Raw genomic sequence first — 23,463 nt, 5'->3', positions numbered from 1 at the left:
TTGTACTGCCCGAATCGTGAAAAAACGATAGAAAAATCTTCGCTCTTGTAGGAAAAAACTTGGCTCCTTTCCCGCATCCGACGTAAATTTTCCGAAATTTTCGGCGAATTGGCAATATTCCGCTCCCTATTTGGCGGGAAGCGGCGCCCCCTCCGCCCGGAACCGGGCGTTGCCCACGATCAGCTCCTCCAGGCAGGCCAGGGGCTCCGTCTTTTGGATCCGCCTGCGGTACACCAGCACATCCTCCCGCAGCAGCGGCGGGTTCAGGCGGAAGGACCGGACGCCCTGGGCCCGGTCCGCATAGGAGCGGGGGCACAGCAGCACGCCGATACCCGCCGCCGTCATCCGCAGCGCCGCCGCGTTGTCGTTCAGCTCGCACACCACCGCCGGGTGGTACATCAGCCGGGCGAACAGCGCCTCCTGCATCCGGCGGATAGAGGCGTTCTTCCCGGAGAGGAGGAAGCTCTCCCCCCGCAGCTCTCCGCTGAGCGCCGCCTCGTCCACTGCCGCCTCCTTCCCGTGGGCGGCGCAGAAGGGGTGGCCCTCCGGCAGCACCAGCACGATCTCCTCCCAGCGCAGGTGGGTGTAGCCCTGGGCGGGGACGTCCTCCTCCGGCGGCACCGCCATCACCGCCAGGTCCACCCGGCCCGCCCGGAGGATGGCCTGCATCTCCAGATAGTTCCGGTTCTCCTCCAGCCGCAGCGTGACGGCGGGAAAGCGCTGTTTGAAGGCCGGGAGGATGTCCGTCATCAGCTCCAGCCCCCAGGCGGAGGTCACCCCCAGGTCGATGTGGCTCTGTCCCCGCAGCGCGTCGATGCCCTCCCGGGCGGCCTCCTGGATGCGCAGGATGTCCTGGGCCGCCTGGATGTAAATCCGCCCCGCGCCGGTGGGGAACAGGCGATTCTGCTCCCGGCGGAACAGGGGCGTCCCCAGCTCCGCCTCCAGCTTCAAGAGGTACTGGCTGAGGGTGGACTGGGTGAGGAACAGCTTTTCCGCCGCCCGGGTGACCCCTTGCTGGCGGGCGATTTCCACAATGTATTCCGGGTTTTTGATGTCCATGCCGTCTGCCTCCCTTCCGCCCCCGCCGGCAGGGCCCGGGGCGGTCTCTCCTCTGATTCTACTCCCGGGCGGGGGACGCCGCAAGGGCCGCCGGAAAAACACGGCCCCGCCGGACGAAAAAAACCGCCCCGGAGGGGCAGCTTGTCGAAAACGCCCCGCGGCGGTTCGCCGCCGGAGCGGCCACGCGAGCCGCAATCCTGTTCTGCCGCGGCGCGCGGGCTGCAGAATATCCGGTGCGGACCCCAGGGGGATGCGGTGCGCCTGCGGCGCACCGCTCACGCGCCCAGCGGGCCCCAGCTTTGTTGAAAAACGCGCCTGCGGCACGTTTGCAACAAAGCCCCCCGCCCTGGGGGCGGGGGGCCTGGCTTATTCCTCTACATCTTTCAGGCGGTTCAGATGGGGGCTGGTGGTGCAGCTCAGCTCCGGCGCCTGGCGCTTGAAGTTCTCCACATTGGCGGCGCTCTCCTTCACGGAGCGGATGGTGCCCGCGCCGGCCACGCAGCCGCCGGGACAGGCCATGCCCTCCAGCAGGTAGCCGTCCCGCTTGCCGGCCTTGGCCATGGCCAGCATCTTCCGGCACTCCCGCAGGCCGTCGCCGTACTCGATCTTGATCTCCCGGTCCGGGTCGATGTGCCGGACGGCCTCCACCACGGCGGCGGCCACGCCGCCGCCCACGGCAAAGCCCCGGCCCATGCCGGTGCCCTCGTTCATGTCGTCCTGGGGGTCCGCCTCGATCTGGGAGAAGTCGATCCCCTTGGCGTCGAACATGCCCTGGAGCTCCTCAAAGGTCAGCACGAAGTCCACGTCGGAGCGGACGGAGCGGCGGTTGGCCTCCAGCTTCTTGGCGGCGCAGGGGCCGATGAAGCAGATGCGGGCGTCGGGGTGGTCCGTTTTCACCATCCGGGCGGTGATGACCATGGGGGTCAGGGCCATGGAGATATAGTCCTTGAACTGGGGGAACAGCTTCTTGGCCATGACGGACCAGGCCGGGCAGCAGCTGGTGCCCATGAAGGGCTGCTTGGCGGGGACGTTCTCCAGGAAGTCGTGGGCCTCCTCCACGGTGCACAGGTCCGCGCCGATGGCAACCTCCACCACGTCCGCAAAGCCCAGCGTCCGCATGGCGGCCTTCAGCCGGGCGGGGGTGGCCTCCTTGCCGAACTGGCCCACAAAGGCGGGCGCCACGCAGGCGATGACCGTCTCCTCCCGCTTGATGGCGTTGATGATCTGGAAAATCTGGCTCTTGTCCGCAATGGCGGCGAAGGGGCAGTTCACCAGGCACATGCCGCAGGACACGCACTTGTCGTAGTTGATCCGGGCCCGGCCCAGCTCGTCGGACTCGATGGCGTCCATACCGCAGGCGGCGGCGCAGGGCCGCTCGATCTTGGAGATGGCCCGGTAGGGACACTGGTTGAAGCACTTGCCGCACTTGATGCACTTGTCCTGGTCGATGTGGCAGTGCTTGTCCTTGTCCAGGTAGATGGCGTCCTTGGGGCAGACGTTCATGCAGGGGTGGGAAATGCAGCCCTGGCAGCTGTCGGTGATGCGGACCTGCTTGGGGGGACAGGCGTTGCAGGCGAAGGGGATGATGTTCACCAGGGGCTCCTCGAAGTACTTCTGGTCGGTGGCGGCCTCGCCGATGCTGTCGGAGATGGGCATTTGGTCCTTCGCCAGCTGCAAATTCATCCCCAGGGCCAGGCGGACCCGCTCCTGGACGATGGCCCGCTCCAAAAACACGTCGTGGCGGTGGCGGGCCACCTCACCCTGGATCATCTGGAAGGGGATGGCATCCACCCGCTTCAGATCGCCTCCCTCGTAGGCCAGCCGGGCCACCTCGGTAAATACGTTGCGGCGGATATCGTCCACCGCGCTGTGTACACCTCTCATATGGTCGTTTTCCTCCATCGTTCTCCGGGCGGTCGCATACCGTCCCGGGTACTTTGTGATTAGGTTGACAATGTGTCGATTCATTATATAAAATCCCGTCCCCGTTTGCAAGAGCCGAATGCCGGAATTTCCAGAAAAAGCTGGAAACAACCGGCCTTTTGACGGCGGCGGCCCTTTCAGGCGGGTTTCAGGTTTTCGGCCTATGCTCTTCCCAAAGAGCGGCGGCTTTTGATTGACGCCCCTCCCGGGTGTGTTATAATAAGAAAATCAAGTATTTGCCGGACGACAACAGGAGGACCCTTATGACTTGGAAAGAAAGACGGACCATCACCATCCTGAGCAGCATTCTGGCGATTTTGTCCGCCGCGCTGCTGATCGTGCTGGGGATGAAGTACCGGGAGTCCCTGGCCGCCGGGGAGGACCCCGCCGCCCAGGCCGCCGAAAACGCCGCCGCGGCGGGCAGCGCCTACACCAGCCTCTCCTACTCCAACGGCAGCGCCTCGCTGTCCTTCTCCCTGGACGAGGCGGGGAAGTGGATCTGGGACGACGACCCGGACTTCCCCCTGGACGACACCGTGCTCACCGCCATCGCCTCCACCCTGGCCGGCCTGACCCCCCAGCAGGCCCTGTCCAACCCGGAGGCGCCGGAGAGCTACCAACTGGACGACCCCACCGCCGCCATCACCGCCACCGCGCCGGACGGCTCCACCGTGTCCATCTCCTTCGGCAAGAGCACCACCGACGGCCAGAGCTACTACGCCATGATGAACGGGGACAGCTCCGCCATCTACATCTTTGACGGCACGCTGCTAGGCTATCTGCAAACCCCCATCTACGACATGATGCAGCTGCCGGAACTGCCGGAGCTGACGGAGGAGACCCTGCTCTCCATCACCATCCGGGGCGCCGCCTCCGCCGAGGGGGCGCCGGGCACCCTGACGGTGCTCACCGCCCAGCGGCCGGAGGACGGCGGCGCCGACACCACCTGGCGCTGCGACGGGGCCAACGTCACCGACGACCCCACCGTGCAGGCCCTGCTGGAGGACTTCACCCAGCTCACCATCGCCAAATGCGTGGACTACCGCCCCTCCGCCGAGGCGGCCGCCATCTGCGGCTTTGACGCCCCCGCGGCCCAGGTGGCCGTGGCCTACCGCTCCGGCGGCGGGGAGCAGACCCTCTCCCTGGCCATCGGCGTGCCTTTGCCGGACGGCTCCGGCCGGTATGCCCGGGTGGGGGAGGACACCACCATCTATCTCTTGGAAACCGCCCTGCTGGACCCCCTGATGCGGGTGGCGGCCAACGGCCTGGAGCCCTGACGGGCGGAAGGAGGTCCCCCTATGCGGGTTTTGATTGTCGAGGACGAGGTCCGGCTGGCCGCCACGTTACAGGACCTGCTGGAGCTGAACGGCTACACCGCCGACGTCTGCCACGACGGGGAGGCGGGGCTGGACAACGCCCTCTCCGCCATCTACGACGTGATTTTGCTGGACGTGATGCTGCCCAAGCTGGACGGCTTCACGGTGCTGCGCCGCCTGCGGGAGGCGGGCAGCGCCACGCCGGTGCTGCTGCTCACCGCCCGCTCGGAGGTGACGGACCGGGTGGAGGGACTGGACTGCGGCGCGGACTACTACCTCACCAAGCCCTTTGAGCCCCGGGAGCTGCTGGCCTGCGTCCGCGCCCTGACCCGGCGGCAGCCGGAGCTGCGGAACACGGACCTGCTGGAATACGGCGACCTCAAGCTGGAGAAGAACACCTTCGCCCTCAGCTGCGGGGAGCGGAGCGTCCGCCTGAGCCGGAAGGAGTTCGACCTGATGGAGCTGCTGATGCTCAACCGGGAATTGGTGCTCACCAAGGAGAATCTTCTGCTGAAAATCTGGGGTTACGAGTCCGACGCGGAGGACAACAATGTGGAGGTCTACATCTCTTTTCTCCGCAAAAAGCTAGAGCATCTGCGCTCCCGGGTGAAGATCAAAACCATCCGCATGGTGGGCTACTGCCTGTCAGATTCCGCTAAATGACGATTTTTCCACCGGTTTTTCCACGTTTTCCACATACTTTTCGACATTCCGCAGAGGAGGGCGCCCCGTGATTCGTAAACTTCGGCTGAAATTTGTGGCCATCTGCATGTCCATGGTCACGGCGGTGCTGGCGGTGGTGTTCCTCATGATCTTCTTCTCCGTGCAGCGCAGCGTGGTGAATTTGAGCCGCCAGGTGCTCTACCGGGTGGCCCAGGATCAGGTGTACAGCGTGACGATGGAGGACGGCGGCGGCATGGTCCGGCCGGACATCAGCGTGACCATCGGCGGGGACCGGGTGCTGCTGCCCTATTTCACGGTGGAGCTGTGGGGGAGCCGGGCCTACGTCACCGGCGGCACCTACGCCAATCTGGAGGACACGGAGGCCCTGCAATCCATCCTGACGGACTGCCTCCGCCAGGAACCCGGCGAGGGCCTTTTGCGCCAGTACCGCCTCCGCTACCTCCGCCAGGACAACGGCCTCTACCAGAAGCTGGCCTTTGTGGACGTGTCCATGGAGTCGTCCATGCTGGGCAGGCTGATCCGCTCCTACCTGCTCATTTTGTCGGCGGCGCTGCTGGCGCTGCTGGGGGTGTCCGCCCTCCTCTCCCGCTGGGCCACCCGGCCGGTGGAGACCGCCTGGCTCCAGCAGCGCCAGTTCCTCTCCGACGCCTCCCACGAGCTGAAGACCCCCCTCACCGTCATCCTCTCCAACGCGGAGCTGCTGGAGGCCGCCCCCCTGGACGCGCGGCCCGCCCGGTGGGCGGACAACATCCACTCCGAGGCCCAGCAGATGAAGGTCCTGGTGGAGGAGATGCTGACCCTGGCCCGGGCGGACAACCTCTCCCGTCCCGCCGCCATGGAGCCGGTGGCCCTGTCGGACCTGGCGGCGGACTGCGCCCTGGCCTTCGAGCCGGTGGCCTTTGAGGCGGGGAAGCCCCTGGACTACGACATCGCCGGGGAGGTGACGGTGGTGGGGGACCGGGACAAGCTGCGCCAGGTCCTCTCCATCCTGCTGGACAACGCCATCAAGTACGGCGCCGACGGCGGCACCATCCGCCTCACCCTGCAAAAGACGGACCGGCAGGCCCGGCTGACGGTCTCCAACCCCGGCGAGCCCATCCCGCCGGAGCAGCTTCCCCGCCTGTTCGAGCGGTTCTACCGGGCGGACGCCTCCCGGGGGGAGAAGTCCGGCTTCGGCCTGGGGCTGTCCATCGCCGCCTCCATCGCCCAGGAGCACAAGGCGTCATTGCGGGCGGAGAGCGACGCGGACGCCACCCGCTTTATCCTCACGATGCCTCTCAAGCGCTGATCAGCAGGGCCGGTTCCATCCGCCGGCCCTGCTGCTTTCGTAAGAAATCCGTAAGAAACCCATCGGGAACTTTGTAAGACGGCCCCGGTATGCTGAACACAGCTCAAGGAGGGAACAGCTATGAACGAATGCATCCTGGTGGTGGACGACGACCCGGAGATCGTGGGCGCCATCGCCATCACCCTGGAGCGGGAGGGGTACCGGGTCCTCCGGGCCTACAACGGCATGGAGGCGCTGGACCTATGCCTGGACCCGGCGGTGCGGCTCATCCTCATCGACGTGATGATGCCTCGACTGGACGGGCTGTCCGCCCTCATCCGCATCCGGGAGAAGCGAAACCTGCCGGTCATCATCCTCTCCGCCAAAAGCGAGGACACGGACAAAATTCTGGGCCTGTCCATGGGGGCGGACGACTACGTGACCAAGCCCTTCAACCCCCAGGAGCTGGTGGCCCGGGTCCGGAGCCAGCTGCGGCGGTACACCCTGCTGGGGGACGTCCACGCCGGGGAGCGCCAGGGGCTTCTGGTGAACGGGCGGCTGGCCTACGACCCGGAGCGGCTGGTGCTCACCGCCGACGGGGAGCCGGTGCGCCTGACGGCCACAGAGACCCGGATTGTGGAGCTGCTCATGCGCCACCCGGGCAGGATTTTTCCGGCGGAGGAGATCTACCGGCGGGTTTGGAACGAGGACGCCTACGCCTGCGAGAACACGGTGATGGTGCACATCCGCCGCATTCGGGAAAAAGTGGAGCTGAATCCCAAGGAGCCAGATTATATCAAGGTGGTGTGGGGCATTGGATACAAAATGGAACAACATGGAGCATGAGCCCTCGGAGGGCCTGGCGCCCTTGCCCGAGGGGCAGTACGAGGGGCGCCCGCCCCAGGGCGGCGGCGTCAAGGCAGCAAGGCCCGCCGGGCGGCTCCGGGCGGCCGCGGCCTTTCTGGCCTTTTTCCTGGGCGTGAGCCTGACGGTGGGCAGCCTGGGTGCCGCGGCGGGGCGCTTCGCCTGGCAGCGGGACCAGGTCGGCTGGTGGAACCAGGACTGGCAGGAGACGGGCTCCTTCCGCTGGGCGGTCAGCGGCTATCTGGAGTCCTTTTTGACCCTGGGGGCCGGCGGGCCGCTGGAGTGGTACGACACGGCCATCGCCCAGGAGTACGCCATCGCCAAAAGCTATGAAGGAGGGTCGTCCTTCTGGTCCTCCTTCCGCCTTCCCGCCATGGAAACGTACTCCTATGGCACCGGCGTAAGCCTTGAAGACCCGGCGGCACCGGCCCGGACCACGGCGCCGGACGCCGCCTATCAAAACGACAAGAACGTGCTGTACCGCATCTGGGTGGACGGGAAGATCAAATACGAGAACACCGACCTGCCCACCGACGCCCCGGACGCCTACGCGGCCTTGCCGGAGGGATACAACTTCCTCCTGACCTTCTCCGACGGCAAGGTGTCCATCGTCAAGGACGGCCGGCCGGTGGACGTCTACGGCAGCGGCATCTATGGCGGGGACTCCCAATGGTTCGTCCCCGGCTATGACAACTTCCCCGCGGGGGACAGCGTGAAGGGCGTGGAGATTCAGATGGCCGTCCGCACGGTCCCCATGCAGTACTACCACGGGGACTACGCCGGCGGCGGCGTCAGCACGAACGACGAGCTATACTGGCTGTACCGGGACATCCAGCAGAGCCAGGCCTTTTACCGGCAGGCCACCCTGGTCCTGGGGGCGGGGCTTGTCCTGCTGGCGGCGGCCATCCTCCTGCGGCGCCACCGGGTTTTGGCGGACGAAAAAATTGCCGCCGTCACGGTTCACGTCTGGACGGAGCTGCGGTTTCTGGCGGTGGCCGGATGCGCTTTGTTCCTGCTGCTCGGCGGCATCGGACAGACCGACTGGTGGTGGGAGTTTTTCTACGAGGGCTTCCACAGCTACCTCTTCTTTGAGCTGATGCGGGTCCTGCTGAGCCATCTGGACAACGTCCCCGTCCTGCTGGCGCTGTTCTGGACCCTGTGGCTGATTCACAACGACCACCGGCACAACCCCAGGGAAAACCGCCGGAGCCTGTGGCGACTGGTGGGGGTGCGGATGGGGAAGTACCCCTTTCAAAAACGGCTGACCTGGCGGAATCGGACCACCGCGCTTCTCTCCTGCCTGCCGGTTCTGGTCCTGGCCATCGTATTGACGGCAACCCGCAGCTGGGGGCACCCCGTGCTGCTCTTCCTGCTGGGCACCACGCTTTTGTGCGCGGCAGCGGTGATTCTGGCGCTGCGGCGCCACGCCGCCCTGGCCCGGGACGTGGGCCTTCTGGCGGACCAGGTGGACGCCATCCGGGAGGGGAATCTCTCCGCACCGCTGACCCTGCCCGGCGATGCCGACCTGCGGCAGACGGCGGAGCATCTCAACGACATCCAGGCGGGGATGCGCCGGGCCCTGGAGGAGCAGACCCGCAGCGAGCGGATGAAGGTGGAGCTGATCTCCAACGTGTCCCACGACCTGAAAACACCCCTGACCTCCATCCTCTCCTACGCGGAGCTGCTGCGCCAGGAGCCGCTGGAGGGGGCCGCCGCGGACTACGCCCGGATCATCGACGAGAAGGCCCAGCGGCTGAAAACCATGGTGCAGGACGTGTTTGAGGTCAGCAAGGCGGCGGCGGACCAGCTGCCGGTCCAGTTGGAGCGGCTGGATCTGGCCAAGCTCCTGCGCCAGACCCTGGCGGACATGGACGGCCCCATTCAAAAGAGCGGCCTGACCTTCAAGGTCAGCCTGCCGGAGGCGCCGGTGGAGATCGTGGCGGACGGAAAGCGGCTGTACCGGGTGTTCCAGAACCTGATTCAAAACGCCCTGCGCTACTCTATGGACGGCAGCCGGGTTTACCTCTCCCTGACCGCCGGGCCGGAACGGGCAGAGGCCTCCCTCCGCAACACCTCCCGCACGGAGCTGCCCGCCGGGGTAGATTTCACCGCCCGGTTCGTCCGGGGGGACGACAGCCGCACCGACGGCGGCAGCGGCCTGGGCCTCTCCATCGCCCAGTCCTTCACCGAGGCCTGCGGCGGGGAATTTCGGGTGGAGACGGTGGCGGACCTGTTCACCGCCGTGGTCACCTTCCCCCTGGCAGACTGAGCCCATCTTTTATCACAAACGAAGGCCGCCTCTTGCGAGGCGGCCTTCGTTTGCCGTTGTCTGCCCGGAGAGGTCATTTCTCCGCCGCGCCGTCCCCCACGCAGAACATGGTGAACTCTGAGACGGCCAGCAGTTTGTCGTTCTCCCCAGTGATTTCCACGGAGACCAGCGCCGTGGACCGGCCCCGGTGCCGCACCCGGGCGGTGGCGTAAATGGTGCCGCTGCCCTGGTTTTTCAGGAAATTGAAGGTGCTGCTCTGGGTGACGTACAGCCGTCCATCGGTGTGGGCGGCCACGCCGGCGGCATTGTCCGCCAGGGTGCACAGCGCGCCGCCGTGGACCATGCCGAAGGGATTCAGGCTCTCCGGCCGGATGTCCAGCTTGCACACGGCGTAATCCCGCTCCATGGCCACCCGCTCGTTGAAGTTGTGGTGCATGAAGGCGTTCATGCTGTCCCGCTTCATCACATGCTTTTTCAGGTTCTCTTCCATACAGGACTCCTTTGACCCTTGCTCAAATTTGGAATGATTGTACCACGCTTTCCATATATTTTCCACTTTTTTTAAAAAGGGGTTGACAACTCCGCATCTTTGCATATAATGAACATATGAACAATCATTCACTTAAAGGAGGCGATCTCTTGGAGAACCGCTACAACGTGGAGTGCTGCGACTTCATCCACGCCCACGAGGACGTGGTGGAGAAGGTGCGGCGGGAGCTGCCGGGGGAGGACACCCTCTACGATCTGACGGAGCTGTTCCGCATCTTCGGGGACTCCACCCGCATCCGCATTCTGTATGTGCTCTTTGAGGCGGAGATGTGCGTGTGCGACATTGCGTCGCTGCTGGGCATGACCCAGTCGGCCATTTCCCACCAGTTGCGGGCCCTGAAAAACGCCAGGCTGGTGAAATCCCGCCGGGAGGGGAAGACCGTGTTCTACGCCCTGGCGGACGACCACGTGAAGACCATCATCAACCAGGGACTGGAGCATGTCTCCGAGTAAGTTTTCAACATCTTTGGAATATAGGGAGGAACACACCATGAAAAAGCGTTTCAATCTCACCGATTTGGACTGCGCCAACTGCGCCGCCAAGATGGAGAACGCCATCCGAAAAATCGACGGCGTGCAGAGCGCCACCGTCAGCTTTTTGACTCAGAAGATGACCGTGGAAGCCGACGACGGGCGGTTTGACGAGATCATGCGGGAAGTCGTGGCAGTGTGCAAACGGGTGGAGCCGGATTGCACCATTCACCTGTAACGGCGCGTTTAATTCGGGATAGCGGTGGCCGCACCTCTCTGCGGAGGGGCTTGCCCGCTTTCGTGGTGAGCGAGGCCCGGAAAGGCGGGGTTTGGGAACTTTGCGGCCCTGCGAGAGACGTCCCCGCCCGGCGGCGGAAATCCCCCGTCCCCGCGCAATGCGCGGTTGCCCCGCCCCGCCGGACAAAAATCCCCGCTGCCGCCAACCCGGCAGCAACAAGGAGGTTATTCTATGGCAAGTCTTTCCAAAAAACAAAAAACCATGCTCTGGCGGATTCTCACCGCCGCCGTGCTGCTGATCGCCGCAAAGCTCCTCCCCCTGGAGGGCCCGGCGGCGGCCGCCTGCTTCCTGGCGCCCTACGCCGTCATCGGCTGGGACGTTTTGTGGCGGGCCGTCCGCAACATCGCCCACGGCCAGGTGTTTGACGAGAACTTCTTGATGGCTCTGGCCACCGTGGGCGCCTTTGCCACCGGCGAGTACGCCGAGGCGGTGTTCGTCATGCTGTTCTACCAGGTTGGCGAACTGTTCCAGGACTATGCCGTGGGCAGGTCCCGCCAGTCCATCGCCGCCCTGATGGATATCCGGCCCGACGTGGCCAACCTGGAGGGGCCGGACGGCCGCCTGCAGGAGGTGGACCCGGAGGACGTGGCGGTGGGCGCCGTGGTGGTGGTGAAGCCCGGCGAGCGGGTGCCTCTGGACGGCGTGGTGGTGGCGGGCAACTCCGCCCTGGACACCGCCGCCCTCACCGGCGAATCCGTCCCCCGGGACGTCAATCCCGGGGACGCGGTCATCAGCGGCTGCGTGAACCAGTCCGGCCTGCTGCGCATCCAGGTCACCCGGCCCTGCAGCGAGTCCACCGTGTCAAAAATACTGGACCTGGTGGAAAACGCCGGGGAGAAGAAGGCCGCCAGCGAGAACTTCATCACCCGCTTCGCCCGGTACTACACCCCCTGTGTGGTGGCGGCCGCGGCGGCGCTGTTCCTCCTCCCGTCGGCCCTGCTGACCCTGCTGCCGGAGACCCCCGCCTTCCTGGCGGGGACGGTGTGGACCGACTGGCTTCACCGGGCGCTGATCTTCCTGGTCATCTCCTGCCCCTGCGCCCTGGTGATCTCCGTGCCCCTGAGCTTCTTCGGCGGCATCGGCGGTGCCAGTAAGTGCGGCATCCTGGTGAAGGGCGGCAACTTTCTGGAGGCCCTGGCCCGGACGGAGACCGTGGTCTTCGACAAGACCGGCACCCTGACCCAGGGCACCTTCTCCGTCACCGCCGTCCACCCGGAGGAGGCCTTCACCCCGGAACAGCTGCTGGAGTACGCCGCCCTGGCGGAGCAGTACTCCGACCACCCCATCTCCCTCTCCCTGAAGGCCGCCTGCAAAACCCCTATGGACCCGGGCCGGGTGACCAACGTAGAGGAGATCGCCGGCCACGGCGTCTGCGCCGGAGTGGACGGCAGGCGGGTCTGCGTGGGCAACAGCCGCCTGATGGAGCGGCAGAACGCAAACTGGCTGCCCTGTGAGCTGCCGGGCACCATCGTCCACGTGACGGTGGACGGCTTTTACGCCGGGCACATCGTCATCTCCGACCTGCCCAAGGAGGACGCCCGGGCCGCCGTGGCGGACCTGAAGGCCAACGGCGTGAAGCGGACGGTCATGCTCACCGGAGACGCCGACGCCGTAGCCAAATCCGTGGCGGCAGAGCTGGGCGTGGACGAATACCACGCGGAGCTGCTGCCCGCCGACAAGGTGGACTGGACGGAGAAGCTGCTGGCCTCCAAATCCCAGGGGAGCAAGCTGGCCTTCGTGGGCGACGGCATCAACGACGCGCCGGTGCTGACCCGGGCGGACATCGGCATCGCCATGGGCGCGCTGGGGTCCGACGCCGCCATCGAGGCCGCGGACATCGTGCTGATGGACGACAAACCCTCCAAAATTGCCACCGCCATGCGGATTTCCCGCAAGACCCTGCGGATCGTCCACCAGAACATCTGGTTTGCCCTGGGGGTGAAATTCGCGGTGCTGATCCTGGGCGCGCTGGGCTATGCCTCCATGTGGGCGGCAGTGTTCGCCGACGTGGGCGTGGCCTTCCTGGCCATCCTCAACGCGACCCGGTGCCTGCGGGTGGAGGAGTTCCGAAACTGACCCTTGCCCGGCGGCGCCGTCTCCGCTATACTGAACTCATACAATCGAAACGGAGGCGAGGCGCCATGCAGACGATTCCCATGGAACAGTGGCCCCGGAAGGAGCTGTTCGACTTCTTCTCCCGGGTGTCCCAGCCCTTTTACAGCGTCACCTTTGTCCTGGATGTGACGGACCTCTCCCGCTATGTGAAGGCCCGGGGTCTCTCCTTTTACCACGCGTTGATCTACCTCTCCGCAGAGGCCCTGGACCGGGTGGAGGCCTTCCGCTATGCACTGCGGGAGGGGGAGCTGGTGCTCCTGAAGCGGCGGGTCCCCAGCTTCACGGACCTGCGGCCCGGCAGCCAGCAATTCCACATCGTCACCCTGCCCCGGGGGGACAGCCTGGAGGACTTCTGCCGGGCGGCCCGGGAGAAGAGCCGGTCTCAGACCGCCTTTCTGGACCAGTCCGGCGAGACCGGGGACCTGATCTACTACTCCTGCCTGCCCTGGCTGGAGCTGACGGCCCTCACCAACGAGCGGGACTTCGACCCGGACGACACCGTGCCCCGGCTCTCCTGGGGGAAGTTCACGGAGGAGCAGGGGCGCAGGAAGCTGCACCTCTCGATGGAGGTGAACCACCGGTTCATCGACGGGTTCCACATCGGACAATTTCAGGAGGAGCTGCTGCGGCTGATGGCCGCACTGTGAAGAAGCGGCGGCGTGGAGCATTCCACGCCGCCGCTTTTGTCAGTACTCGTATTTCTTCCGGCCCCAGAGGAGAAACCCGGCGGACACCGCCAGTCCCAGCAGCTCCGCCGCAGGCACCGCCAGCCAGATGCCCGTCTCCCCCAGCACCCGGGGCAGCACCAGCAGCATTCCCACCAGGAAGAGAAAGGTCCGGGTGACGGAGATCACGGCGGACACCGCCCCGTCGGAAAAGGCGGTGAACAGGGCGGAGGCAAAGATGTTGGTCCCCATCAGCAGAAAACTCAGGGCGTATATGGGAAAGCCCTGGATGGTGACGGCATACACGCCGCTGTCCGGCTCCGTGAACAGGGCCAGGCTGGGGCCGATCACCAGCCGGGACACCAGCCAGGCCCCCAGGGAGGCCGCCGCCACAAATCCCAGGCAGATCCGGACGATTTTGCGCAATTGCTCCGTGTTCTGGGCGCCGTACTGATAGCTGATCACCGGTGCCACTCCCAGGGAGAATCCGAAGAACACGGCGGTGAACACGAATTGAAAGTACATGGCGATGGTAATGGAGGCCACGCCGTCCTCCCCCCAGTAGGCCAGGAAGATCATATTGAAGAGGAAGGTGGTGACGGCGTTGGCCACGTTGCTGACCATCTCCGACGAGCCGTTGCCGCAGGCCTGGGCCAGCATCCGCCACCGGGGGCGGAAGGCCACAAAGCGCAGAGAGCTGTTCCGGCCCCGGAAAAAGAACACCGCGCCTGCGACGGCGGGGACGCAGTAGCCCAAGACGGTGGCCACGGCGGCGCCCTCCACCCCCATCCCCATGGGGCCCATGAACAGCCAATCCAGCACCACGTTCACCAGGCCGCCAGCCACGGTGGTCCCCAGGCCCAGGCCGGGCCGCCCCGCCGTGACAAACAGGGACTGGAAGGCCGTCTGCAAAAAGAAGGCCGGGGCAAACCCCAGCAGAATCCGGGTATAGCCCTCGCAGTAGGGCCACTGGACCGCGCTGGTCCCCAGCAGGTGGAGAATGGGGGAGAGGAAGAGGTTGCCCAGCACGGCGAAGGCCCCGCCCACCGCCAGGGAGGCCGCCACAATGCAGGTGAAGTCCTCCCGGGCCTCCTGCCCGCGGCCCTCCCCCTGCTTCCGGGCAATGATGGCGCTGCCGCCGGTGGCCAGCATGATGCCCACGGCCATCTCCAGGGAATTGAGGGGATAGGACATGTTGATGGCGGAGAGGGCCAGGGTTCCCACATATCGGGAGATGAACATGCCGTCCACAATGGTGTAGAGGGACAAAAACACCATCATAGCGATGTTGGGCAGGGCGAAGCGCAGCAGGGAGCTGGCGGTGAACTCCCTGGCCAGGGCGTTATGCTCCATGGTGGACCTCCTCCGCCAGGGCCCGGGCAAAGGCCCCGTTCCCCTCCAGCAGGCACCGGCACAGCTCCGGGCCCATCCGGGCCATTACCCGGTCCTCCAGGCGGTACATCTCCTCCAGCAGCTCCCCGGCCATGGTCCGGCCCGCCTCGGTGAAGGCCACTCGCTTCTCCTTCTGGTCCCGGCCCGCCAGGTAGCGGAGGTACCCCTGCCGCTCCAGATCCTTGACCAGGGTGTTGACCGTCTGCTTGGGGAGCATCCGCTCCTCCGCGATCTGCTTTTGGGTGTGGTCCCCCGACCCCGCCAGGGCGCACAGGACCATCAGCATGTTATAGGTGACGCCGTGCTGCTTGGCCCACTCCCCGTAGAGGGCGTTGGCCCGGCAGAGGAAGGTGTCCACCTGGCTCATCAGTGCTCTGGTATTCAACGGAAACGCCTCCTTTTAAAGTACGGTTTCGGACTATTATAGTACGGTGTCGGACCATTGTCAAGTGGGCCTTTTACGCAGTATCGATGATGGAATCTCCACCAGTTTCACCAAATACGCTTGTAAACATACAGGTCCGTATGATAGCATAGTGAAAAAAAGATTGGTTCTTTCCGGCAGATAGAAACAGTCTGACAATTTCGTATTTTAAGGAGGGTGCCTATATGAAAGAACAATTACGGGGGATCGCACTGGTACTTTTCGGAATTTTGCTCTGCTGTGCGGAAAGCGAACTCAACAGAACCATATTTGCATATATGGCGGATGTGCCGGTTTCGTTTTTGGGCGTCCTTGTAGGACTTGCAGGACTGTTCTTTGCTTTCCGAAACGGCGAAAGCAAGTGAGATAATTTCCGGTCTGTTGGGCGGAATCAGCTTTGTAGGATCGGAAAAATGTACCGTAAACCTGCGGCACCCCTACACAAAAAAATGTAGGGGTGCTTTTTGATTTTTCGATAGCGGCCGGTTTCCACAGTTCATCTCAATATGTTGGACAAAAGGAATTTTTTCTGGGGACGAAACAAGAGGCGTTGTCTTAAGACAACGCCTCTTGCCGGCAATCGATTTTCTTTTCACAGCGTCTCCAGCTCCGCCTCCCACAGCGTCCACATTCCGTCGCTGGGCATCCGCCAGTCGCCGCGGGGGGAGAGGGCCACGGAGCCCACCTTGGGGCCGTCGGGCAGGCAGTTGCGCTTGAACTGCTGAGTGAAAAACCGGCGATAGAAGACCTTCAGCCATTTCAAAATGACCTCGCCGCTGTACTTCTTCCCCAGAGCATACTGTGCCAGCCGGTAGACTTTCCGGGGAGAGAAGCCCCAGCGGAGGATATAGTACAGGAAGAAGTCGTGCAGCTCGTAGGGGCCCACCAGCTCCTCCGTCCGCTGGCTGATCTGCCCCTGAACGGCGGGCAGCAGCTCCGGGGAGACGGGGGTGTCCAGAATGTCCTCCAGCACGTCCCGCAGGGCCTCGTCGCTCTCCGCGTGGTCCCGGGAGAGGTAGCCCACCAGGTGGCGGACCAGGGTTTTGGGGATGGAGGCGTTGACGCCGTACATGCTCATGTGATCGCCGTTGTAGGTGCACCAGCCCAGGGCCAGCTCGCTGAGGTCTCCGGTGCCGATGACCAGGCCCCCGGTGGCGTTGGCAATGTCCATCAGCACCTGGGTCCGCTCCCGGGCCTGGCCGTTTTCAAAGGTCACGGAGTAGTCCTCCATGGGGTGCCCGATGTCCCGGAAGTGGCTGCGGACGCTGGCGGAGATATCCACGGTGCGCAGCGTGGCGCCCATCTGCTCCGCCAGGATCACGGCGTTGTTCCGCGTCCGGTCCGTGGTGCCGAAGCAGGGCATGGTGACGGCGATGATGTCCGTGGGGGAGCGGTCCAGCATCTTCATGGCAAGGCCGGTGATCAGCACCGCCAGCGTGGAGTCCAGTCCGCCGGAGAGGCCCACCACCGCCGTTCTGGCCCCGGTGTGGGCCAGGCGCTGCTTCAGCCCCAGGGAGGCCAGCAGCAGAATCTCCCGGCAGCGGGCGTCCCGGTCCTCCTTCCCCTCGGGGACGAAGGGCTGGGGGGCCACATAGCGGGTGAGGGGAGTGTCCCGGACCGTCAGGGAGAAGGGAACCCGCTCCACCCCCTCCGGCGCCGCGGCGTTCATCTGGGTCCGGCGGCGCTCGTAGGCCAGCTTCTGCACGTCGATCTCCGAGGTGCGGAAGCCCTGTTCAAACCGGCTCTCCTGGAGCATGGTGCCGTTTTCCGCAATCATCTGGTGGGCGCCGAACACCACGTCGGAGGTGGACTCCCCCTCCCCGGCACTGGCGTACACGTACCCGCACAGCAGCTTTGCCGACTGCATGGTGACCAGCTGGCGGCGGTAGCCGTCCTTGCCGATGACGTCGTTGCTGGCGGAGAGGTTGCCCACCACCGTGGCCCCGGCGGCGGCCAGGTCTGCGGAGGGGGGGCAGGGGGCCCACAGATCCTCGCAGATTTCAAAGCCCAGCACCAGCTCCTCCATCTCCCGGCAGGGGAAGACCAGTCTACCGAAGGGGATGCCCTCCTGACCGCAGAGGGAGACGGTGCCGTTGCACCCGGGGGCGGGGGCAAACTGGCGCTTTTCGTAAAATTCGCCGTAATTGGGCAGATGAGTCTTGGGGACCACCCCCAGAATGTGTCCTTTTTGTATAATAACCGCACAGTTATACAGTCTGTTGTCCTTCCGCAAGGGCATTCCCACCGCGGTCACCACCTCCAGGGGGCGGGTGGCGGCCAGAACCGTGGCCAAGGCCTCCTCGGCACCCCGGAGCAGGGTGTCCTGGTAAAAGAGATCGCCGCAGGTGTAGCCCGTCAATCCCAGCTCCGGCAGGACCAACACCCTGGCGCCGGCCTTTTCCGCGGCCCGCATCATGGTAAAGGTCTGCTCCGCGTTATAAATACAGTCCGCCAGACGCAGCTTCGGTGTGCCGCAGGCAACGGAGATAAAACCGTCCTTCATGCGTAAAACCTCCTGATTGGATGATTCTCGGTCTGCTGTTATTGTACACCGGTTTGTCCCGCTTGACAAGAAAAGGGCACAAAAAGGACCGCCGGTGGCGGTCCTTTTTGCTGTGTGTGTTTTAGGAGGGAGAAAATGCATCGGGTTGGGAGGACCCTTTGCTTGAGTATTAAGATACCCGATAATCTTTACCGAATTATGTGTTTCCTGTGAACAGATTGTAAATGATGGGTCGATTTTCCGGTTTCTTTGGCCAATCTGCCCGTTTTTCCCGGAATCTCCCCGCCGGCACCCTCATTTGTACTTCCGGCTCTCCGCCACCGCCAGCTCGTCGCAGCGGTTGTTGTACGCGTTTTCCGCGTGGCCCTTGACCCAGTGGTAGCGCAGGGAGTGGGTGTCCGTCAGCTCCAGCAGCCGTTCCCACAGATCCGGGTTCAGGGCGGGCTTCTTGTCGGACTTCACCCAGCCCCGCCGCTGCCAGCCTTTGGCCCAGCCCTTGGAGAGGCCGTCGATGACGTACTTGGAGTCGGACCACAGATCCACCACGCAGGGCTCCTTCAAAAGCGACAGCGCCTCGATGACGGCGGTGAGCTCCATGCGGTTGTTGGTGGTGTCCGCCGCGCCGCCGGACAACTCCCGCCGGTGGGGGCCGTACAGCAAAATGGCCCCCCAGCCCCCCGGCCCGGGATTGCCGGAGCAGGCGCCGTCGGTGTAGATGGTGACTTCTTTCATATGACCTCCATGGAATTCATGAGAGCGGCCTAAGCCGCTCTCATGGTGGGGTTTACAGGTCCTTCAAAATCTCCTTCCGCTTCTCCTCGTACTCCTCCTCGGTGATGAGGCTGCGGTCGTAGAGATTGCGGAGCTCCTGGAGACGGGCCTCCGGGGAGACGCCGTCCTCGGAGGGGCCGTCGTCCTCGATGTGGATTTCCGGTCCCGCGTAGTTCTTTCCGAAGGCGCGGTAGGCGTTGGCGCAGGTGATGCCCAGGGCCATCAGCGTCCAGAGAATGCCGAAGGCGCCGAAGTGGGGAATGGCCACCGCCAGGCCCAGGACGACGAAGATGCCGCCCCAGACCACGCCGAACACCCCCTGGGCCTTGCTGGGGCGGTAGGTCATCCGCTTTCTTGCCATGGCGCTTCCTCCTTAGGCCTCTGCCTCGGGGACGGACTCCGTCTCCTCCGCTTCCTCCCGGTCGGTGAGGGCCAGGGCGATGACCTGATCCCCGTCCTCCTTGAAGCGCATGACAATGACGCCCTGGGTGGAGCGGCCGGCGGTGCGGATGCTGTCCACGGGAGTGCGGATCAGGATGCCGCTCTGGGTCACCAGCAGCAAGTCCTCGCCGCCGTCCACCACCTTGATGCCCACCACGGACCCGGTCTTGTCGGTGACCATGTAGTTCTTGATGCCGATGCCGCCCCGGTTGGTGATGCGGTAGTCCTCCACCGGGGTGCGCTTGCCGTAGCCCTTCTCCGTGATGGAGAGCACCTGGTGGTCCGGCTTGGCCCGGGCGGCGCCCACCACGTAGTCCCCCTCCCGGAGGCGGATGCCCCGGACGCCCACGGCGTCCCGGCCCATGGGCCGGACGTCCGTCTCGTCGAAGCACACGGCCATGCCGTCGTGGGTGGCGATGAGGATGTTCTGCTGTCCGTCGGTCTCCCGGACGGCGATGAGCTGGTCCCCCTCGTCCATCCGCAGGGCCCGGATGCCGTTGTTGCGAAGGTTTTTCAGCGTGCTGGCGGGCAGCCGTTTCACGGTGCCGTTCCGGGTGACCATGAAGAGATACCGGCCGTCGTCCTCGATGGACCGGGTGTGAATCATGGTCTGGACCCGCTCGCCCTGCTCCACCTGGAGGATGTTGACGATGTTGGTGCCCTTGGCGGTCTTGCCGGACTCGGGAATCTGATAGCCCTTCTTCCGGTAGACCTTTCCGGTGTCGGTGAAGAAGAGGAGGTAGTCGTGGGTAGAGGCGGTGAACACGTCCACCACGTAGTCCTCCTCCCGGGTGGTGATGCCCTTCTTGCCCATGCCGCCCTTGGACTGGGCCGCGTACTCGCTGACGGGCGTCCGTTTGATGTAGCCCGCGTGGGTGAGGGTGAAGACGCAGTCCTCCTCCTCGATCAGATCTTCGATGTCGATCTCGTCCTCCACGTCCTGAATCTCGGTCTTCCGGTCGTCGCCGTACTTCTCGGCGATGGCGGTGAGCTCGTCCTTCAGAATCTGGCGGAGCATCCCCTCGTCGGAGAGGATCTGTTGGAACCAGGCGATCTTCTCCTCCAGCTCCTTGAATTCGTTTTCCAGCTTCTCCCGGTCCAGGCCCTGGAGGGCCTTGAGCCGCATGTCCAGAATGGCCTGGGACTGAATCTCGTCCAGGCCGAACCGGTTCATCAGGTTCTCCCTGGCATTGTCGTAGCTGGTGCGGATGATGTGGATGACCTCGTCGATGTTGTCTTGGGCCACCAGCAGCCCCTCCAGCAGGTGGGCCCGCTCCATGGCCTTTTTCAGGTCGTACTTCGTCCGGCGGACGATGATCTCCTCCTGGAAGGAGAGGTACTCGTCGATGCAGTGCCGCAGGGACAGAATCTTCGGCTGGGACTGGTTCTGCACCAAGGCCAGCATGTTGATGGCGAAGGTGGTCTGGAGCTGGGTCTGGCTGAACAGGCGGTTCAGCACCACCTGGGGGTTGGCGTCCCGCTTCAGCTCGATGACGATGCGCATGCCGTTGCGGTCGGACTCGTCCCGGATGTCGGAGATGCCCTCCAGCCGCTTGTCCTCCACCTGCTCCGCCATGTTTTTGATGAGCATCCGCTTATTCACCTGATAGGGGATCTCGGTGATAACAATGCGGGTCCGGTCCTTGCCGAACTCCTCAAACTCGTGGCGGGCGCGGATCACCAGCCGGCCCCGGCCGGTGGCGTAGGCCGCCCGGATGCCGGACCGGCCCATGATGATCCCCTTGGTGGGGAAGTCCGGCCCCTTCACGTGCTGCATCAGATCCGCCAGGGTGGCGTTGGGGTCGTCCAGCACGCAGATGCAGGCGCCGATGACCTCCCGCAGGTTGTGGGGTGGGATGTTGGTGGCCATGCCCACGGCGATGCCGCTGGAGCCGTTCACCAGCAAATTGGGGAAGCGGGAGGGGAGGACCCGGGGCTCCTTCCGGGTCTCGTCGAAGTTGGGGTCCCAGTCCACAGTGTCCTTGTCGATGTCCCGCAGCATCTCGTCGGAGATCTTGCTCATGCGGGCCTCGGTGTACCGGTAGGCCGCCGGGGGGTCGCCGTCCACGGAGCCGAAGTTGCCGTGGCCGTCTACCAGCATGTAGCGCATGGAGAAGTCCTGGGCCAGCCGGACCAGGGCGTCGTACACGGAGGCGTCGCCGTGGGGATGGTACCGGCCCAGCACGTCGCCCACGCAGGTGGCGGACTTTTTGAAGGGACGGTCACTGGTGAGGTTGTCCTCATACATGGCGTAGAGAATGCGCCGGTGGACGGGCTTCAATCCGTCCCGGGCATCCGGCAGCGCCCGGCCCACGATGACGCTCATGGCATACTCGATATAGGACTTCTCCATCTCGGGGACCAGGGGAGATTCCAAAATTTTCTGCTGGGGGTACCGGATTTCCTCCGGATCATATTGGGTTTTTTTACTCATCCTATCGTTTTCCTCCTTGTGGAAGACCCATTGTTTTCATCAGTAGTCCAAATTCACCGCATACCGGGCGTTCTTCTCAATGAATTCCTTCCGGGGCTCCACCTTCTCGCCCATGAGAATGGTGAAGGTCTCGTCGGCCTTCACGGCGTCGTCCAGGGTGATGCGGCGCAGGGTCCGCTTTTCCGGATCCATGGTGGTCTCCCACAGCTCGTGGGGGTTCATCTCGCCCAGGCCCTTAAACCGGGAGATGTCGATTTTCACATTGGGGTTGCCCGCCCGCATCTCGGCGGACACCTGGTCCCGCTCCTCGTCGGAGAAGGCCACCCGTACGGTTCTGCCCCGGCTCAGCTTGTAGAGGGGGGGCACGGCGGAGTAGACGTATCCCTGCTCGATGAGGGGCCGCATGAAGCGGAAGAAGAAGGTCAGCAGCAGCGTGCGGATATGGGAGCCGTCCACATCGGCATCCGCCATGATGATGACCTTGTGGTAGCGGAGCTTGGCGGGGTCGAACTCCTCGCCGATGCCGGCGCCCAGCGCCGTGATGACCGGTTGGAGCTTGTCGTTGCCGTACACCTTATCCGCCCGGGCCTTTTCCACATTCAGCATCTTGCCCCACAGGGGGAGGATGGCCTGGAACCGGGAGTCCCGGCCCTGGGTGGCGGAGCCGCCGGCGGAGTCGCCCTCGACGATGTAGATTTCCGTCAATTCCGGGTTGTTCTCATTGCAGTCCCGCAGCTTGTCCGGCATGGCGGCGCCGCCCAATGCGGTCTTCCGCCGGATGGACTCCCGGGCCTTCTTGGCGGCCTCCCGGGCGCGGTTGGCGGTGAGGGCCTTGTCCAGAATCATGCGGCCCACCTGGGGGTTCTCCTCCAAGAAGGTGTCCAGCTTGGCCGTCACAATGTTGTTCACCAGGGTCCTGATCTCGCTGTTTCCCAGCTTGGCCTTGGTCTGGCCCTCAAACTGGGCGTCGGTCAGCTTCACGGAGATGACGCAGGTCAAACCCTCCCGGCAGTCCTCGCCGGAGATCTTCTCGTCGTCCTTCAGCATCTTGATCTTCCGGCCGTAGTTGTTGAGCACCGTGGTCAGCGCCCGCTTGAAGCCCTCCTCGTGCATGCCGCCCTCCGGGGTGTGGACGTTGTTGGCAAAGGAGAGCAGGGTCTCATTGTAGCCGTCGTTGTACTGAATGGCCACCTCCGCCACGGAGTCCTCCCGCTGCCCGATCATGTAGATGACCTCCTTGTGCAGCGGGTCCTTGTTCCGGTTCAGCCAGGTGACAAACTCCCGGATGCCGCCGGCGTAGCACATGCTGTCCTCCTGCTCCTGGCCGGGGCGCTTGTCCGCGATGCAGATGCGCAGTCCCGCGTTCAGGAAGGCCTCCTCCCGCATCCGGGTGTGAAGGGTGTCGTACTGGTAGGTGGTGTCCTCGAAAATCTCCCCGTCGGGCTTGAAGGTGACGGTGGTGCCGGTGCGGTCCGTGGTGCCCACAATCCGCATCTCCTGGGTGATGCTGCCCCGGGAGAACTTCATCTCATAGATGTTTCCGTCCAAGTGGACCTGTACGGTCAGCCACTCGCTCAGGGCGTTCACCACCGAGGCGCCCACGCCGTGGAGGCCGCCGGAGACCTTATAGCCCCCGCCGCCGAACTTGCCGCCGGCGTGGAGGACGGTATACACCACCTCCAGCGCGGGCTTGCCGGTCTGGGCCTGGATGCCCACGGGGATGCCGCGGCCATTGTCCACCACGGTGATGGTGCCGTCCTCGTTGATCTGCACATGAATGTCGGTGCAGTAGCCCGCCAGCGCCTCGTCGATGGCGTTGTCCACAATCTCATACACCAGGTGGTGAAGACCGGAGGCAGAGGTGGAGCCGATATACATGCCGGGGCGCTTGCGGACGGCCTCCAGCCCCTCCAGCACCTGAATTTCCGAGGCGTCGTATTCATTTGCGGTGTCCACTGCGGTGGAATTCAAGATTTCATTTTCAGCCATGTGGGTACTCCTTCCGTGACAAGACAAGA

General features: G+C 64.4%; 20 protein-coding genes. 10 read left to right on the top strand and 10 right to left on the bottom strand.

Annotated elements, in window-relative coordinates; genetic code table 11:
- Positions 1–126: 126 nt before the first annotated feature.
- The gene (locus QZS21_RS03200; protein ID WP_295580212.1) at positions 127–1,059 is read right to left on the bottom strand and encodes a LysR family transcriptional regulator; all 933 of its coding nucleotides are present in this window, start codon (positions 1,057–1,059) and stop codon (positions 127–129) included.
- A gap of 366 nt (positions 1,060–1,425) precedes the next feature.
- A complete protein-coding gene (locus QZS21_RS03195; protein WP_295580209.1) occupies positions 1,426–2,943 on the bottom strand; it encodes a 4Fe-4S dicluster domain-containing protein in 1,518 nt (505 codons plus the stop codon).
- Between the two features lie 302 nt (positions 2,944–3,245).
- Here QZS21_RS03195 and QZS21_RS03190 point away from each other — a divergent pair, with 302 nt between their 5' ends.
- The 5 genes from QZS21_RS03190 (at position 3,246) to QZS21_RS03170 (ending at position 9,382) form a co-directional block, all read left to right on the top strand.
- Positions 3,246–4,259 (top strand): DUF4340 domain-containing protein, encoded by a 1,014-nt coding sequence (locus QZS21_RS03190; RefSeq protein WP_295580207.1) that lies wholly within the window; start codon positions 3,246–3,248, stop codon positions 4,257–4,259.
- A 21-nt stretch (positions 4,260–4,280) separates the two neighbouring features.
- Positions 4,281–4,961, top strand: coding sequence for a response regulator transcription factor (locus tag QZS21_RS03185; protein WP_295580205.1), 681 nt, complete (start codon positions 4,281–4,283; stop codon positions 4,959–4,961).
- Between the two features lie 67 nt (positions 4,962–5,028).
- A complete protein-coding gene (locus tag QZS21_RS03180) occupies positions 5,029–6,270 on the top strand; it encodes a cell wall metabolism sensor histidine kinase WalK (RefSeq protein WP_295580201.1) in 1,242 nt (413 codons plus the stop codon).
- Between the two features lie 120 nt (positions 6,271–6,390).
- Positions 6,391–7,095, top strand: coding sequence for a response regulator transcription factor (locus QZS21_RS03175; RefSeq protein WP_295580199.1), 705 nt, complete (start codon positions 6,391–6,393; stop codon positions 7,093–7,095).
- Complete coding sequence (locus QZS21_RS03170) at positions 7,064–9,382, top strand: HAMP domain-containing sensor histidine kinase (RefSeq protein ID WP_295580197.1); 2,319 nt, start codon at positions 7,064–7,066, stop codon at positions 9,380–9,382. Before QZS21_RS03175 ends, QZS21_RS03170 begins: the two co-directional genes overlap by 32 nt.
- A gap of 73 nt (positions 9,383–9,455) precedes the next feature.
- Here the strand turns inward: QZS21_RS03170 and QZS21_RS03165 are convergent, their stop codons facing one another.
- Positions 9,456–9,872: a PaaI family thioesterase gene (locus QZS21_RS03165; RefSeq protein ID WP_295580195.1), complete on the bottom strand. Its 417-nt coding sequence runs from the start codon at positions 9,870–9,872 to the stop codon at positions 9,456–9,458.
- 149 nt (positions 9,873–10,021) lie between these two features.
- Here QZS21_RS03165 and QZS21_RS03160 point away from each other — a divergent pair, with 149 nt between their 5' ends.
- The 4 genes from QZS21_RS03160 (at position 10,022) to QZS21_RS03145 (ending at position 13,462) form a co-directional block, all read left to right on the top strand.
- Complete coding sequence (locus tag QZS21_RS03160; protein WP_295580190.1) at positions 10,022–10,384, top strand: metalloregulator ArsR/SmtB family transcription factor; 363 nt, start codon at positions 10,022–10,024, stop codon at positions 10,382–10,384.
- 37 nt (positions 10,385–10,421) lie between these two features.
- The gene (locus QZS21_RS03155) at positions 10,422–10,640 is read left to right on the top strand and encodes a cation transporter (RefSeq protein ID WP_295580188.1); all 219 of its coding nucleotides are present in this window, start codon (positions 10,422–10,424) and stop codon (positions 10,638–10,640) included.
- Positions 10,641–10,871: 231 nt separating this feature from the next.
- Positions 10,872–12,776 (top strand): heavy metal translocating P-type ATPase, encoded by a 1,905-nt coding sequence (locus QZS21_RS03150; RefSeq protein ID WP_295580186.1) that lies wholly within the window; start codon positions 10,872–10,874, stop codon positions 12,774–12,776.
- A 65-nt stretch (positions 12,777–12,841) separates the two neighbouring features.
- A complete protein-coding gene (locus QZS21_RS03145) occupies positions 12,842–13,462 on the top strand; it encodes a CatA-like O-acetyltransferase (protein WP_295580181.1) in 621 nt (206 codons plus the stop codon).
- A gap of 39 nt (positions 13,463–13,501) precedes the next feature.
- Here QZS21_RS03145 and QZS21_RS03140 read toward each other — a convergent pair whose 3' ends face one another.
- Positions 13,502–14,833 (bottom strand): MATE family efflux transporter, encoded by a 1,332-nt coding sequence (locus QZS21_RS03140; protein ID WP_295580178.1) that lies wholly within the window; start codon positions 14,831–14,833, stop codon positions 13,502–13,504.
- Positions 14,823–15,257, bottom strand: coding sequence for a MarR family winged helix-turn-helix transcriptional regulator (locus tag QZS21_RS03135; RefSeq protein WP_295580176.1), 435 nt, complete (start codon positions 15,255–15,257; stop codon positions 14,823–14,825). Before QZS21_RS03135 ends, QZS21_RS03140 begins: the two co-directional genes overlap by 11 nt.
- Positions 15,258–15,481: 224 nt before the next feature.
- On the opposite strand from QZS21_RS03135, the gene QZS21_RS03130 reads away from it, so the two are divergent.
- Positions 15,482–15,661 (top strand): hypothetical protein, encoded by a 180-nt coding sequence (locus QZS21_RS03130; protein ID WP_295580175.1) that lies wholly within the window; start codon positions 15,482–15,484, stop codon positions 15,659–15,661.
- A 227-nt stretch (positions 15,662–15,888) separates the two neighbouring features.
- On the opposite strand, the gene QZS21_RS03125 is transcribed toward QZS21_RS03130, so the two are convergent.
- The 5 genes from QZS21_RS03125 to gyrB all read right to left on the bottom strand — a co-directional run bounded on the left by QZS21_RS03125 (position 15,889) and on the right by gyrB (position 23,434).
- Positions 15,889–17,799 (bottom strand): NAD(+) synthase, encoded by a 1,911-nt coding sequence (locus tag QZS21_RS03125; RefSeq protein WP_295580173.1) that lies wholly within the window; start codon positions 17,797–17,799, stop codon positions 15,889–15,891.
- A gap of 294 nt (positions 17,800–18,093) precedes the next feature.
- Positions 18,094–18,531 carry a ribonuclease HI gene (gene rnhA, locus QZS21_RS03120; protein ID WP_295580171.1) on the bottom strand — a complete coding sequence of 146 codons (438 nt, stop codon included), beginning with the start codon at positions 18,529–18,531 and terminating at the stop codon, positions 18,094–18,096.
- Between the two features lie 52 nt (positions 18,532–18,583).
- Positions 18,584–18,931: an SHOCT domain-containing protein gene (locus QZS21_RS03115; RefSeq protein ID WP_295580169.1), complete on the bottom strand. Its 348-nt coding sequence runs from the start codon at positions 18,929–18,931 to the stop codon at positions 18,584–18,586.
- A 12-nt stretch (positions 18,932–18,943) separates the two neighbouring features.
- On the bottom strand, positions 18,944–21,445 hold the full coding sequence (gyrA, locus tag QZS21_RS03110; protein ID WP_295580167.1) for a DNA gyrase subunit A: 2,502 nt from the start codon (positions 21,443–21,445) through the stop codon (positions 18,944–18,946).
- Between the two features lie 39 nt (positions 21,446–21,484).
- Positions 21,485–23,434, bottom strand: coding sequence for a DNA topoisomerase (ATP-hydrolyzing) subunit B (gyrB, locus tag QZS21_RS03105; RefSeq protein WP_295580160.1), 1,950 nt, complete (start codon positions 23,432–23,434; stop codon positions 21,485–21,487).
- Between the last annotated feature and the right edge of the window lie 29 nt (positions 23,435–23,463).

Origin of the sequence: uncultured Oscillibacter sp., assembly GCF_900544955.1 — a bacterium.
In the GTDB taxonomy this organism is placed as follows: domain Bacteria; phylum Bacillota; class Clostridia; order Oscillospirales; family Oscillospiraceae; genus Oscillibacter.
Note: the sequence above shows the minus strand (reverse complement) of the source record. Positions and strands in the feature narration are given on the sequence as shown.

Bases quoted from the DNA above. Each gene is read 5' to 3' on its own strand.
- QZS21_RS03200 (WP_295580212.1), bottom strand. From the start codon at position 1,059: ATGGACATCAAAAACCCGGAATACATTGTGGAAATCGCCCGCCAGCAA.
- QZS21_RS03195 (WP_295580209.1), bottom strand. From the start codon at position 2,943: ATGAGAGGTGTACACAGCGCGGTGGACGATATCCGCCGCAACGTATTT.
- QZS21_RS03190 (WP_295580207.1), top strand. From the start codon at position 3,246: ATGACTTGGAAAGAAAGACGGACCATCACCATCCTGAGCAGCATTCTG.
- QZS21_RS03185 (WP_295580205.1), top strand. From the start codon at position 4,281: ATGCGGGTTTTGATTGTCGAGGACGAGGTCCGGCTGGCCGCCACGTTA.
- QZS21_RS03175 (WP_295580199.1), top strand. From the start codon at position 6,391: ATGAACGAATGCATCCTGGTGGTGGACGACGACCCGGAGATCGTGGGC.
- QZS21_RS03165 (WP_295580195.1), bottom strand. From the start codon at position 9,872: ATGGAAGAGAACCTGAAAAAGCATGTGATGAAGCGGGACAGCATGAAC.
- QZS21_RS03155 (WP_295580188.1), top strand. From the start codon at position 10,422: ATGAAAAAGCGTTTCAATCTCACCGATTTGGACTGCGCCAACTGCGCC.
- QZS21_RS03150 (WP_295580186.1), top strand. From the start codon at position 10,872: ATGGCAAGTCTTTCCAAAAAACAAAAAACCATGCTCTGGCGGATTCTC.
- QZS21_RS03145 (WP_295580181.1), top strand. From the start codon at position 12,842: ATGCAGACGATTCCCATGGAACAGTGGCCCCGGAAGGAGCTGTTCGAC.
- QZS21_RS03140 (WP_295580178.1), bottom strand. From the start codon at position 14,833: ATGGAGCATAACGCCCTGGCCAGGGAGTTCACCGCCAGCTCCCTGCTG.
- QZS21_RS03130 (WP_295580175.1), top strand. From the start codon at position 15,482: ATGAAAGAACAATTACGGGGGATCGCACTGGTACTTTTCGGAATTTTG.
- QZS21_RS03125 (WP_295580173.1), bottom strand. From the start codon at position 17,799: ATGAAGGACGGTTTTATCTCCGTTGCCTGCGGCACACCGAAGCTGCGT.
- rnhA (WP_295580171.1), bottom strand. From the start codon at position 18,531: ATGAAAGAAGTCACCATCTACACCGACGGCGCCTGCTCCGGCAATCCC.
- QZS21_RS03115 (WP_295580169.1), bottom strand. From the start codon at position 18,931: ATGGCAAGAAAGCGGATGACCTACCGCCCCAGCAAGGCCCAGGGGGTG.
- gyrA (WP_295580167.1), bottom strand. From the start codon at position 21,445: ATGAGTAAAAAAACCCAATATGATCCGGAGGAAATCCGGTACCCCCAG.
- gyrB (WP_295580160.1), bottom strand. From the start codon at position 23,434: ATGGCTGAAAATGAAATCTTGAATTCCACCGCAGTGGACACCGCAAAT.